Here is a 13099-nt window from a genome sequence, read left to right as displayed (position 1 = left end):
GGCGCTGCAGTGGCGGCTATCATAGCCGCCGCTATGAAAAAACCCCGTCCCCGCGCGGCAAGCACCGCCAAACCGCAGGCTGATTCCGGCTTCAGCTACAGCCAACCGTTTTTTGAAGACCTGGTGGACCGTGCCCTGGTCCATGCCAAGAAGCTCGGCGCCACCGACGCCGGAGCCGAGGCTTCCGAGGGCTGCGGCCTGAGCGTGAGTGTGCGCAAGGGGGCGCTGGAGACCGTGGAGCGCAACCGCGACAAGTCGCTGGGCGTGACCGTCTACCTGGGCAACCGCCGTGGCAACGCCAGCACCTCCGACTTCTCGGATGCCGCCATCCAGCAGACCGTGCAGGCCGCCTACGACATCGCGCGCTTCACCGCCGAGGACCCCATGGCCGGCCTGCCCGATGCGGCCGACATCGCCCCGCCCGGCACCCACCGCGACCTGCAGCTGTTCCACCCCTGGGAGCTGACCAGCGAGGCTGCGGCGCAGCTGGCGCTGCAGTGCGAAGAAGCTGCCCTTGGCACGCACAAGCGCATCACCAACAGCGAAGGCGCTGGCGTCTCGGCGCAGCAAAGCCATTTCTTCAGCGCCCATACCAATGGTTTCCGTGGCGGCTACGCCAGCTCGCGCCACAGCCTGTCGGTGGCGCCCATCGCATCGCTGCCCGGCCGCAATGGCGAGATGCAGCGCGATGCCTGGTACAGCTCCATGCGCAACGCGGCCGACCTGGCCTCGCCCGAAGCCGTGGGCCGCTACGCCGCCCAGCGCGCCCTGAGCCGCCTGGGCAGCCGCAAGATCCCGACCACCGAATGCCCGGTGCTGTTCGAGTCCACGCTGGCCGCCGGCCTGCTGGGCAGCTTCGTGCAGGCCGTCAGTGGCGGCGCGCTGTACCGCCGCAGCACCTTCCTGCTCGACTCGCTGGGCAAGCCCGTCTTCCCCAAGCACATCGACATCACGGAAGACCCCTTCATCCTCGGCGGCAAGGGCAGCTCGCCCTTCGACGAGGAAGGCGTGCGCGTGCAGGCCCGCAAGGTGGTGGATGCCGGCCGCGTCGAGGGCTACTTCCTGTCCAGCTACTCGGCACGCAAGCTGGGCATGAAGACCACCGGCAATGCCGGCGGATCGCACAACCTGGTCATGACCTCGCGCCGCACCAAGGCCGGCGACGACCTGCCCGCCATGCTCAAGAAGCTGGGCACGGGCCTGTTCGTGATCGAACTCATGGGCCAGGGTGTGAACTACGTGACCGGCGACTACTCGCGCGGCGTCAGCGGCTTCTGGGTGGAAAACGGCGAAATCGCCTTCCCCGTGCATGAGATCACCATCGCCGGCAACCTCAAGGACATGCTCAAGGGCATCGAGGCCGTGGGCGCAGATGCCTACAACTACGGCGCCAAGACCGTGGGCTCTATCCTGATCAACCGCATGAAGGTGGCGGGCAGCTGAGCGCTGGTTCATCTCAAAAATAAAGCGGCTTTTTGAAGCCGCTTTTTTGTGGATCTACACCACTCGCTGCCTCTGCACGCCCAGCCCCTCGATCCCCAGCTCCATCACATCGCCAGCCTTCAGATAGCGCGGCGGCTTCATGCCCATCCCGACTCCCGGGGGCGTGCCGGTGATGATGAGGTCGCCGGGCTCCAGCGTCATCACGCGGCTGCAGTGGCTGATGAGTTCGGCGCAGCCAAAGATCATGGTGCGCGTGCTGCCGCTCTGGCGGCGCTCCCCGTTCACATCCAGCCATAGCTGCAGGGCCTGCGGATCGGGCACTTCGTCGCGCGTGACCAGCCAGGGGCCGATGGGGCCGAAGCGGTCGAAACCCTTGCCCTTGCTCCACTGGCCACCGCTGCGGTCAATCTGGTATTCGCGCTCGGACACATCGTTGGCAAGGCAGTAGCCGGCCACATGCTCCAGCGCATCGGCCACGGACACATTGCGCGCGCGCTCGCCGATGACGATGCCCAGTTCCACCTCCCAGTCCATGCGCGTGCTGCCCTCGGGCAGGGGGATGTCGTCGTCGGGGCCGCAGGCGCAGCTGGGCCATTTGGCGAAGAGGATGGGCTCCTTGGGGATGGGCATGCCGGCTTCCTCGGCATGGTCGCGGTAGTTCAGGCCGATGGCGACGAACTTGGACATGCCGCTCCACGGCATGCCGATGCGTACCGGTCCTTGCTCCAGGGGCAGCCTGGCGGGGTCGATGGCGGCCAGGGCCCGCAGCGCCTCGCGGCCGAGCAGGCGGGGCGTGTAGTCGTCCAACAGGGCGGACAGGTCGCGGATCTGGCCTTCGGCATCCAGCAGGCCGGGCTTTTCCTGGCCCTCGGGGCCGAATCTCAGCAGTTTCATGATGTTTCCTCTGGAGTTCCTGGAGTGGGTCGCTCTGCCGGCTGCAGGTGCTGTTGAGCAGCTGCAGGTGCGCAGATGCCGGCACCCATTGTGAGGAATGTCTCGTGAAGTCTGGGAATGACGGGGCCTTGTCGGTGCACGGGATATCCATGCGCCCACTGCCTCCGATCACGACGGCTGGCAGCCCGATGCCTGCATGCCGGCAAGGCGCTGTCCTACTGGATGTGCAGGGTTTGGGAAGGCGACACGACTGATTCAAATTGTCAAATTTGTTCCTGAATGTGTTTCCTCCGTGCCAGCAGTCTGGCCGGTTTGCGTAGGTGGTTCGAGGGAGAGCGACGTGGGTTTTCTGAGGCGTATGAAGTTGGGAACCATGCTGGGCATGGGTTTCCTTGCGGTGATCGTGGTCTGCGTGTGCGTGGCCGGCTTCGGCTGGATGAAGCTGCACGATCAGGGGGAGCAGTTGCGTGTTTTGGCCGAGGACCGCATGGGCAATCTGGCCCGGCTGCAATCGCTCAAGGACAACGCCAATGTGTCGGCGCGGGTGGTGCGCAATCTGGCGCTGATCACCGATCCGGCGCAGATGGCCGAGGAGAGCCGCCGGCTGGATGAGGTGGTTGCCAGGAACGGCCTGGTCATGAAGGAGTTGGACCAGCGCCTGCAGACCGAGCAGGCGCGCCGGCTCTTTGCCGACATACGGCAGGCGCGCCAGCCTTTCGTGGAGACCATGCGCCAGGCCGGTGACCTGGGCCTGGCCAACCAGGGCGATGCCGCCAGGGATCTGATCATGGGGCGCCTGCGCTCCTTGCAGACGACCTATTTCGATGCGGTCGAGGCACTGGTCGATTACCAGAAGGCACAGACGCAGGCCACGGTGGACGGCTCCCTGCGCAGCGTGGCCGAAGACGGCGTGGCCATGCTGGTGCTGACGCTGCTGGCCGCCGCGCTGGGCTCTCTGGTGGCCTGGATGATCACCAGGACGGTCAAGCAGCAGCTGGGCGGAGAGCCCTCCTATGCCGCCGGGGTGGCGCGCCAGATCGCGCAGGGCGATTTGTCCGTGCGGGTGCAACTGGCGCCCGGAGACACCTCCAGCCTGCTGCACGCCATGGAGGACATGCGTGCCGGTCTGGCGCGTGTGGTCGCCGATGTGCGGCAAAGCAGCGAATCCATTGCGACCGGCGCCAGCCAGATTGCCTCGGGCAATGCGGACCTGAGCCAGCGCACGGAAGAGCAGGCCAGCAATCTGGAGCAGACCGCCGCCTCCATGGAGGAGATGAACGCCACCGTCAAGCTCAATGCCGATACGGTGCGTACCGCCACCCAGCTGGCCGCTTCGTCGAGCCAGGCCGCCACTGGCGGCGGCAAGATCGTGGACCGCGTGGTGGCCACCATGGAGCAGATCACCGCGAGTTCCCGGAAGATCGAGGACATCATCGGCGTGATCGACTCCATTGCCTTCCAGACCAACATCCTGGCGCTCAATGCCGCCGTGGAGGCAGCACGGGCGGGCGAGCAGGGGCGAGGCTTTGCCGTGGTGGCTTCCGAAGTGCGCAGTCTGGCCCAGCGCAGTGCAGGGGCGGCCAAGGAGATCAAGGCTTTGATTGGCGAGAGCGTGTCCAAGGTGGATGAAGGCTCCGGTCTGGTGGGCGAGGCAGGTTCCGCGATGCAGGACATCGTCCGCCAGGCGCAGCAGGTGGCCGACCTGATCGGCGAGATAGGCGCAGCCACGGCCGAGCAGGCCGATGGTGTGGCGCAGGTGGGCGACGCCGTCGTACAGCTGGACCAGGTCACGCAGCAGAACGCCGCCCTGGTCGAAGAGTCGGCGGCGGCTGCTGCCAGCCTGAACGCGCAGGCTGCCAGGTTGGTCGATCTGGTCAGTCTGTTCAAGCTGGATGGGCTGTCCTCGTCCGTGTCCCTGCCCGCGTCCTCACCGGCCCAGGCGCCAGCGCCAGCCGCAGCAGGCAGCAAGGGCGGCCAGCGGACGAAGGCGTCCCCAGCGGCACCCAGGGTTGCTGCAGCGCCTGCCAAGGTCACCCCGCTGCGCAATGCGGGCGAGCGTGTGGACGAGAACTGGGAAGTGTTCTGAACGCGAGCGCGGCAATGCCGCGCTGTGCGCGTGGAACCGGGGGGCTTGCCGGCCTCATGCCGTCGGATGGGGTGGGGTCTGCCCAGATGCATGCCCCGGTGCATGGGCCGGGGCATGGGCCGGCATGTTGCGCACATGCAGGTCCAGCTGCGGGAAGGCCACGGCAATGCCAGCGTCCTTGAGCCGGTCGTTGACGCGGCGGTTGAGGTCGTGGCGCACGGGCAGGCGGTCTTCGACCTTGCCCACGTAGGCGCGCAGCTCGAAGCGCTGGCCGTTGCCTTCCAGCGCCATGAACCAGCAGTTGGGCTCGGGCTCGCGCAGCACCTGGGGGTGCTCCCTGGCAATGTCCAGCAGCATGTTGCGCACCTGCTCGGGGTCGTTGCCGTGGGCCACGGGCACGTCGATCACCAGGCGGGTCACGTCGTCGCTCAAGGTCCAGTTCGTCACCTGGCCGGTGATGAAGGTCTTGTTGGGGATGACGATTTCCTTGTTGTCGAAGTCCAGCACCGTGGTGGCCCGCGTGCGGATGCGCGTGACGGTGCCGGTGAGGGTGTCGATGGTGATGACATCGCCCACGCGGAAGGGCCGCTCCACCAGCAGGATCAGGCCCGAGACGAAGTTGGCGAAGATCTCCTGCAGGCCGAAGCCCAGGCCCACGGTGAGCGCCGCCACCATCCACTGCAGCTGGCCCCAGCGCAGGCCCAGCAGCGTGAAGGCGCTGACCGTGCCCGCGATGGTGATGGCGTAGCGCGCCAGCGTGGCCAGGGTGTAGCGCGCGGAGCTGCTGATGCGGTTGGAGGCCGACAGCGTCACTTCCAGCAGGCCCGGCAGGTTGCGTGCAAAGCTGAAGGTCAGCAGCAGGATCATCACGCCCAGCAGCGCGTCCATCAGGCTCACGGGGGCGGCATGCGCGATGCCGTCGGCGCCGGTGTTGGTGGTGTACCAGAGCACCACGCCTTCCGAGCGCAGCAGCGCAGGCAGCACGGGCAGCCAGGCGTAGACCAGGGTCAGCACGACCAGCACCTGCTGCAGCAGGCCCAGCAGCCGGTGCGCCTGGGCGCCCACGGTGACCAGGGCCATCTGGGTGGCTTCGTCGGTGGGGGCCTTGCCGGTGTCCACTCCCGAGCCGCTCTGGGCCAGCCTGGCGGCTTCGCGCAGCCGGTTCAGCGCCAGGCGCCGCTCGCCCAGCAGCAGCCAGCGCCGCAGCAGGTTGACCACGACCTCGACCGCACCCAGGAACACGAAGCTGGCCATCAGGGCCTGGATGACTTCGGTGGCCGTGTAGACATAGCCGAGCACGATGCCCACGGCCAGCGCGCTGAGCATGAGCATCAGCACCACGCTGACGATCTGGCCCCAGTGGATGCCGGGCCGCTTTTGCTGCATGACACGGCGAAAGTACAGCCAGGCCATCCAGGCCAGGCCCAGCGACAGCATGAGGATGGAGATGCGCCCCCAGGTGCTGATGGCGTGGTTGTCATGGCTGTAGAAGGCCAGGCCGCCCAGCAGTTCGGCAGGCACGATCAGCCAGGCGGCGCGGCGCACCATCTGGCGCAGCATCTGCACGCGAGCAGCCGGCCAGCCGAAGTGGGCCAGTGCCAGCCCGCCCGGGCAGAACAGGGCGTTGAGCAAGGTGGCCACGAAGATGAAATCGCTGAGCTGGACCAGGGTGGCGCCCAGCGGCTCCAACGCCGTGCCCACGGTTTCGGGGCCTTGCAGCAGGCTGCCCAGCGCCGCGGCCGCAAAGCTCCAGGGCAGGGTGTAGAGCAGGCTCCAGCCCAGCGCCAGCAGGCTCAGCCCGAAGTGGTCGCGCATGAAGTCGCCCACGCGCACGGCGATGGACTGCAGCTGGCGCAGCGCGTAGCGGCGCAGGCCCAGCAGCAGGGCCACGATCAGGCCGACGGCGCCAAAGGCCCAGGGATCGTTCCAGATGCTGGCGGCCAGGGCGCGCGCGGTTTTCCAGGGCGAGCTGCTGCCTTCGATGTCCTGCTCCAGCGCCTGCCACTCGCTGAGCCAGGTACGGTCCATGGGGCGGTGGCTGGGGAACCACAGCAGCTCCTTGTCCAGCACCTGGCGCAACTCATTGCCGCTGCGCAGGGCCGCGCGCAGTGCGTCGTCGGTCTGCTCCAGCACGGCGATGCGGCGCAGCAACACCGGCTGCAGTTGGTCGGTGAGGGCCACCTGCCGGGCCAGCAAAGCGGTCTGCTGGGCCGATACCGTGGCGTTGGCGGCCGGCTCCGGTGCCGCCACGCCGCCTGCATCCGCAGCGTCGGCCGGGGCTTGCGCCGCCGTGTCCGCGCCGGGGTTCTGGCGCCATTTGCTGGAGTTGAACAGTGTCAGGCGCAGCTCGGCCAGCTGGCGCTGCACGGCCCGGTGCCTGGCCTGCAGGGTGCTGCCGGAGGACAGCTCCACGCGCTGCTGCCACAGCCACTGGCCCACGGCCGCGCTGCCACCGCCCAGCCGCAGGCGTGCCTGGGTGTCGCGCAGCGTGGCGCTCAACTGGTCACGCACATATTCGTCATTGGCCAGGGTCTTGCGCTCCTGCGCCAGTTCATTGGAGTTCTTGAGGATCTGCGCGGCCAGCGCCGCATTGCGCTGGGCCAGGTCGCGTATGGCGGGATCGGCGGCGGAAGCGTGCTGGGCGGCCAGCTCCATCTCCTGCACCTGTTGCTCCAGCTGCTGGCGGCTGCGCTCGGCAATGCGCTGGGTCAGCCAGGCGGCGCGCGGCATGCGCTCCAGCAGCTCGCGGCGCTGGGCCTGCAGCTGGGCGGCCAGCAGGCGCTGGCGGGCTTCGATGGTGGACTGCTCTTCCTGGCGCAGCGCCAGCTCCAGCAGGGCGCGGCGGTGCTCTGCGCTGCGCCTTGCCTGGCGGGCCTGGGTGAGGTCGGGGGCTTCGCCGGGCTCGGCCGTCACGGGCTCGGCGTTTTCCTGGGCGCGCTGCTGCAGTATGGACAGGTCGATCCGTCCCGGGCCGGGCTGCGAGACCAGGTTGGCCTGGTCGGCCGCGGATTTCTCGATGCCGGCCTTGAGGGCGGCAATGGCATCGCGCTCATCGGCCAGCAGGCGTTCCAGCACTTCCTGGCTGGCGTTGGCGGGAACGCGTTCCTTCCAGCGGTCGAACAGGCTGCCCAGCTGCTCGTCGCTCAGCGGCGCGGGCAGGGCCGGCACGGGCGTGCGTGCCCTGGCGCGCATGCGGTCCAGTTCCTGGGCCAGCGCATCGGCTTCCTTTGTGGCCGAGGCGGCGGCATCGAGCTGGGTCTGAATGGCGTTGCTTCGTTCCTTGTCGGACGCGGAGCTGCCGCCCAGGGTGCCCTGCAAGGCACCCAAAGGGCCTGCTGCCGGTGCGGCCTTGGCCAGGCCCGGTGCCAGCAGGGCGAGCAGCAGGCCGAGCACCAGGCACATGGCCCACAGCAGGTGCATCGGCGTGACGGCAGCCAGTTTGCGCGATGGGCGACCGGCGGCAAGTAGGGGGTTGTCGGCAGGAGACATCGGTTCTGAATTCGGGCCTGTGCCGCTGTGTGAGTGCGGACTATCATTTGTCAAAAGTGGGAGCGTGAGGCGCTGTATTCACGGGCCTTGCTGCAGGCCCGGCTGGCTCAAGCCCCTGTCCCGGCACCGCAAAAAGCGGGGTAGTCCAGGAACCTGACATTGTGACCTCGCGCGCAATGCAGACATGTGGGACGTATGAGCTATTCAAAGCGGATGCAAGGTGCTACAACAGTTCCACACGGTAGCGAATGCCTTGCAACTTCGCGGCACTGTTCGCCCTCGGGTGCCGCCGGGAGAGGTCGTATGGATGTCATCAGCAACTCGGCTGCACGTTACGTTCGCCTTCGCGAAGAAGAGATGTCGCTGGACGAATTTCTCGCCCTGTGCCAGCGCGATCCCATGGCCTACGAGGGCGCCGCCCAGCGCATGCTGGCGGCCATAGGCGAACCCGAAATGGTGGACACGCGCAATGATCCGCGCCTGTCGCGGCTGTTTGCCAACAAGGTCATCCGGCGCTATCCGGCCTTCGCCGAGTTCTACGGCATGGAAGACTCCATCGAGCAGGTGGTGAGCTTCTTCCGCCATGCGGCCCAGGGCCTGGAAGAGCGCAAGCAGATCCTCTATCTGCTGGGCCCCGTGGGCGGCGGCAAGAGCTCCATCGCCGAGCGCCTCAAATACCTGATGCAGAAGGTGCCGTTCTACGCGCTCAAGGGCTCGCCCGTGAACGAGTCGCCGCTGGGCCTGTTCGACCCCGTGGAGGACGGGCCGCTGCTGGAGGAGCAGTTCGGCATTCCCCGGCGCTGCCTCAACCATGTGCTGTCGCCCTGGGCCGTCAAGCGCCTGGAGGAGTTGGGCGGCGACATCCGCCAGTTCCGCGTGGTCAAGCGCTATCCCAGCATCTCCAGGCAGGTGGGCATTGCCAAGACCGAGCCGGGCGACGAGAACAACCAGGACATCTCCAGCCTGGTGGGCAAGGTGGACATCCGCAAGCTGGAAAACTTTGCCCAGGACGACACCGACGCCTACAGCTACTCGGGCGGCCTGTGCCTGGCCAACCAGGGCCTGCTGGAGTTCGTGGAAATGTTCAAGGCGCCCATCAAGGTGCTGCACCCGCTGCTGACGGCCACGCAGGAGAGCAACTACAAGGGAACGGAGGGCTTTGGCGCCATTCCCTTCGACGGCATGGTGCTGGCCCACAGCAACGAGAGCGAGTGGAAGGCCTTCCGCAACAACCGCAACAACGAGGCCTTCCTGGACCGCGTCTACATCGTCAAGGTGCCGTACTGCCTGCGCGTGTCGGAGGAGGTGCGCATCTACGAGAAGCTGATCCGCGAGTCGTCCCTGGCCAGCGCCGTGTGCGCGCCCGGCACGCTCAAGATGATGGCCCAGTTCGCCGTGCTCACGCGGCTGAAGGAGCCCGAGAACTCCAGCATCTTCAGCAAGATGCAGGTCTATGACGGCGAGAGCCTCAAGGACACGGACCCGCGCGCCAAGAGCTTCCAGGAGTACCGCGACTATGCGGGCGTGGACGAGGGCATGTCGGGCATCTCAACGCGCTTCGCGTTCAAGATCCTGTCCAAGGTCTTCAACTACGACAGCACCGAGGTGGCGGCCAACCCGGTGCACCTGATGTATGTGCTGGAGCAGCAGATCGAGCGCGAGCAGTTCCCTGCCGAGCTGGAGACCAAGTACACCAGCTACATCAAGGAATACCTGTCGCCGCACTATGCCGAGTTCATCGGCAAGGAAATCCAGACGGCCTATCTGGAGAGCTACAGCGAGTACGGCCAGAACATCTTCGACCGCTACGTCACCTACGCCGACTACTGGATACAGGACAGCGAGTACCGCGACAACGATACCGGCGAGGCCTTCGACCGCAACGCGCTCAACGCCGAGATGGAGAAGGTCGAGAAGCCCGCGGGCATCGCCAATGCCAAGGACTTCCGCAACGAGATCGTCAACTTCGTACTGCGCGCGCGGGCCAACAACCAGGGCAAGAACCCCAGCTGGACCAGCTACGAGAAGCTGCGCGTGGTGATCGAGAAGAAGATGTTCTCCAATACCGAGGAGCTGCTGCCCGTGATCAGCTTCAACGCCAAGGCCAGTGCCGAGGATGCCCGCAAGCACGAGGACTTTGTCACCCGCATGGAGGCCAAGGGCTATACGTCCAAGCAGGTGCGCCTGCTGTGCGAGTGGTATCTGCGCGTTCGCAAGAGCAACTGACGGGTGGGTGCGCCGCCCTTCGGCGCGCCCGGGCTGGGGGGAACAGATGGCATTGCAAATCATCGATCGCAGGCTGGCCGGCAAGAACAAGTCGGTGGGCAACCGCGAGCGCTTCGTGCGCCGCTACAAGGCGCAGATCGCCGAGGCGGTGCGCCGCGCGGTGGACAAGCGCGGCATCCGCCACATGGAGGAGTCCGAGAGCGTCTCCATCCCGCGCAAGGACATCCGCGAGCCCGTGTTCCACCATGGGCAGGGCGGCGTCCATGACACGGTGCACCCGGGCAACACCGAGCATGTGCGCGGCGACCGCATTGCCCGGCCGCAGGGCGGCGCAGGCGGCGGCGGCTCCCAGGCCAGCGACAGCGGCGAGGGCGAGGACGACTTCACCTTCACCCTGACCAAGGAAGAGTTCATGGAACTGTTCTTTGAAGACCTGGCCCTGCCGCGCCTGCTGCGCACCCACATCGGCAACACCATGCAGTACAAGACGCGCCGCGCCGGATACAGCCACGACGGCACGCCGCACAACCTGGCCCTGCTGCGCACCATGCGCGGCGCCCTGGGCCGGCGCATTGCGCTGACCAAGGCGCCGCACCGCGAACTCAAGGCACTGGAGGAGCAGCTGCAAGCGCTGCTGGCGCAGGACGATGGCACCAGCGAGGCGGCGGCCGAGCTGCAGCAGCGCATCGATGCGCTGAAGCTGCGCATGGGCACGGTGGCCTTTCTCGACCCCATCGACCTGCGGTTTCGCAACCGCACGCGCGTGCCTGCGCCCATCAGCCAGGCCGTGATGTTCTGCGTGATGGATGTGTCCGGCTCCATGGACCAGGACCGCAAGGACCTGGCCAAGCGCTTCTTCATCCTGCTGTACCTGTTCCTGACGCGGCACTACGAGAAGATCGACATCGTCTTCATCCGCCACCACACGCAGGCGGCCGAGGTCAGCGAGGACGAGTTCTTCCACTCCCAGGAAAGCGGCGGCACCGTGGTCAGCAGTGCGCTGGTGCTGCTGGACCAGATCATCCGCGCGCGCTACCCGTCCGGGGACTGGAACATCTACGTGGCCCAGGCCAGCGATGGCGACAACTTCGGCGACGACGGCTCCAACTGCCGCAACCTGCTGGTCGACAAGATCCTGCCGCTGGTGCGCTACTTCGCCTATGTGCAGGTGGTGCAGGAAGAGCAGAGCCTGTGGCAGGAGTACAGCCAGGTGCTGCCGCTGTTCTCGCATTTCGCCATGCGCAAGGTGTCGGACGCCAGCGAGATCTACCCCGTGTTCCGCGACCTGTTCAAGAAAGAGGGGGTGTCGGTATGAACCTCTCTCACTATCCCGTGCTGGCGCCCCGCCATGCCACGCCGCAGTGGAAATCCCATCTGGCCAGCGAACGGGCCCAGCGCATCGTGCCCTCCGCGCCGCTGCCGGCGGGGGAGCGGCCGGCCGAGCCTCTGCCCGATCCCAGCGACTGGACCTTCGAGCTCATCGAACGCTATCACGCAGCGATTGCGGCCGCCGCCGAACGCTACGGCCTGGACACCTATCCCAACCAGCTGGAAGTGATCTCGGCCGAGCAGATGATGGACGCCTACGCCAGCGTGGGCATGCCCGTGGGCTACCGCCACTGGAGCTACGGCAAGGAATACATGGCGACCGAGCGGCGCTACCGGCGCGGCCACATGGGCCTGGCCTACGAGATCGTCATCAACTCCAATCCCTGCATCAGCTATCTGATGGAGGAGAACACCACGGCCATGCAGGCCCTGGTGATCGCCCATGCGGCGTACGGCCACAACAGCTTCTTCAAGAACAACTACCTGTTCGGCATGTGGACGGATGCCGGCAGCATCATCGACTACCTGGTCTATGCGCGCGACTTCATCACCCAGTGCGAGGAGCGCCACGGCCTGACGACGGTGGAGCAATGGCTGGACTCCTGCCATGCCCTGTCCAACCTGGGCGTGGACCGCTACCGCCGCCCCTCCAAGAAAAGCCTGGCGCGCGAGCGGGCCGAGCGCGAGCAGCGCGAGGCCTATGCCCAGCAGCAGGTCAACGAGCTGTGGCGCACCCTGCCGGCCCGCCCGGGCAAGGACAGCGCGGCGCAGCACAGCGAGCGCTTTCCCAAGGAGCCCGAGGAAAACCTGCTGTACTTCATCGAGAAGAACGCCCCGCTGCTGGAGCCCTGGCAGCGCGAGATCGTGCGCATCGTGCGCAAGATCGCCCAGTACTTCTACCCGCAGCGCCAGACCCAGGTGATGAACGAGGGCTGGGCCACGTTCTGGCACTACACCCTGCTCAACACCCTGTACGACGAAGGCTGGCTGACCGACGGCGTGATGATCGAATGGCTGTCCTCCCACACCAACGTGATCTACCAGCCCCCGGCCGGACACCGCGCCTACAGCGGCATCAACCCCTATGCGCTGGGCTTTGCCATGTACCGCGACATCCGCCGCATCTGCCAGGACCCCACCGAGGAAGACCGCCGCTGGTTCCCCGACCTGGCCGGCACGCCCTGGCTGCCGGCGCTGCACCATGCCATGCAGAACTTCAAGGACGAGAGCTTTGTCGGCCAGTACCTGAGCCCACAGCTGATGCGCGACATGCGCCTGTTCGCCATCCATGACGACGCCAGCGAACGCGAGCTGCTGGTCAGCGCCATCCATGACGACGACGGCTACCGCACCCTGCGCCAGACGCTGTCGCAGCAATACGACCTGGGCGCGCGCGAGCCCAATATCCAGGTCTGGAACGTCAATCTGCGCGGCGACCGCTGCCTCACCCTGCGCCACACCCGCTACCAGGGCCGGCCGCTGTCCGACGATGCGCTGGAAGTGCTCAAGCACGCAGCGCGCCTGTGGGGTTTTGGCGTGCAGCTGGAAAGCGTCAACGGCGATGGCGACGCGCCCGTGCTGCTGCACTCGGTGCCCGCTCCACCGGCCTGATCCTCCTGCCTGAGCCAGCCA

The 13099-nt window shown here is 66.8% G+C and carries 7 protein-coding genes; 5 read left to right on the top strand and 2 right to left on the bottom strand.

Annotation, left to right across the window (positions count from 1 at the left end):
• Positions 1 to 33 precede the first annotated feature (33 nt).
• Positions 34 to 1443, top strand: a complete 1410-nt coding sequence (gene pmbA / locus ACF8NF_RS24300; protein ID WP_016453829.1) for a metalloprotease PmbA — start codon at positions 34 to 36, stop codon at positions 1441 to 1443.
• 54 nt (positions 1444 to 1497) lie between these two features.
• Here pmbA and ACF8NF_RS24295 read toward each other — a convergent pair whose 3' ends face one another.
• The gene (locus ACF8NF_RS24295; RefSeq protein WP_392451411.1) at positions 1498 to 2337 is read right to left on the bottom strand and encodes a fumarylacetoacetate hydrolase family protein; all 840 of its coding nucleotides are present in this window, start codon (positions 2335 to 2337) and stop codon (positions 1498 to 1500) included.
• 358 nt (positions 2338 to 2695) lie between these two features.
• Here ACF8NF_RS24295 and ACF8NF_RS24290 point away from each other — a divergent pair, with 358 nt between their 5' ends.
• On the top strand, positions 2696 to 4423 hold the full coding sequence (locus ACF8NF_RS24290; RefSeq protein ID WP_392451410.1) for a methyl-accepting chemotaxis protein: 1728 nt from the start codon (positions 2696 to 2698) through the stop codon (positions 4421 to 4423).
• A gap of 54 nt (positions 4424 to 4477) precedes the next feature.
• On the opposite strand, the gene ACF8NF_RS24285 is transcribed toward ACF8NF_RS24290, so the two are convergent.
• The gene (locus tag ACF8NF_RS24285; RefSeq protein ID WP_392451409.1) at positions 4478 to 7843 is read right to left on the bottom strand and encodes a mechanosensitive ion channel domain-containing protein; all 3366 of its coding nucleotides are present in this window, start codon (positions 7841 to 7843) and stop codon (positions 4478 to 4480) included.
• A gap of 372 nt (positions 7844 to 8215) precedes the next feature.
• Here ACF8NF_RS24285 and ACF8NF_RS24280 point away from each other — a divergent pair, with 372 nt between their 5' ends.
• Genes ACF8NF_RS24280 through ACF8NF_RS24270 form a run of 3 tightly spaced genes read left to right on the top strand, consistent with a single transcriptional unit; the run spans position 8216 to position 13078 of the window.
• The gene (locus ACF8NF_RS24280) at positions 8216 to 10138 is read left to right on the top strand and encodes a PrkA family serine protein kinase (protein WP_016449756.1); all 1923 of its coding nucleotides are present in this window, start codon (positions 8216 to 8218) and stop codon (positions 10136 to 10138) included.
• Between the two features lie 46 nt (positions 10139 to 10184).
• Positions 10185 to 11453 carry a YeaH/YhbH family protein gene (locus ACF8NF_RS24275; protein ID WP_016449755.1) on the top strand — a complete coding sequence of 423 codons (1269 nt, stop codon included), beginning with the start codon at positions 10185 to 10187 and terminating at the stop codon, positions 11451 to 11453.
• Positions 11450 to 13078: a SpoVR family protein gene (locus tag ACF8NF_RS24270; protein WP_016449754.1), complete on the top strand. Its 1629-nt coding sequence runs from the start codon at positions 11450 to 11452 to the stop codon at positions 13076 to 13078. The genes ACF8NF_RS24275 and ACF8NF_RS24270 overlap by 4 nt, the downstream gene beginning before the upstream one ends.
• Positions 13079 to 13099 lie beyond the last annotated feature (21 nt).

It is taken from the genome of Delftia sp. WSY_22, from assembly GCF_043104185.1.
Classification (GTDB): Bacteria; Pseudomonadota; Gammaproteobacteria; order Burkholderiales; family Burkholderiaceae_C; genus Comamonas; species Comamonas tsuruhatensis.
Note: the sequence above shows the minus strand (reverse complement) of the source record. Positions and strands in the feature narration are given on the sequence as shown.

Coding starts and splice junctions, on each gene's coding strand:
- ACF8NF_RS24275 (WP_016449755.1), top strand. CDS start 10,185: ATGGCATTGCAAATCATCGATCGCAGGCTGGCCGGCAAGAACAAGTCG.
- ACF8NF_RS24270 (WP_016449754.1), top strand. CDS start 11,450: ATGAACCTCTCTCACTATCCCGTGCTGGCGCCCCGCCATGCCACGCCG.
- ACF8NF_RS24280 (WP_016449756.1), top strand. CDS start 8,216: ATGGATGTCATCAGCAACTCGGCTGCACGTTACGTTCGCCTTCGCGAA.
- pmbA (WP_016453829.1), top strand. CDS start 34: ATGAAAAAACCCCGTCCCCGCGCGGCAAGCACCGCCAAACCGCAGGCT.
- ACF8NF_RS24295 (WP_392451411.1), bottom strand. CDS start 2,337: ATGAAACTGCTGAGATTCGGCCCCGAGGGCCAGGAAAAGCCCGGCCTG.
- ACF8NF_RS24285 (WP_392451409.1), bottom strand. CDS start 7,843: ATGCACCTGCTGTGGGCCATGTGCCTGGTGCTCGGCCTGCTGCTCGCC.
- ACF8NF_RS24290 (WP_392451410.1), top strand. CDS start 2,696: ATGAAGTTGGGAACCATGCTGGGCATGGGTTTCCTTGCGGTGATCGTG.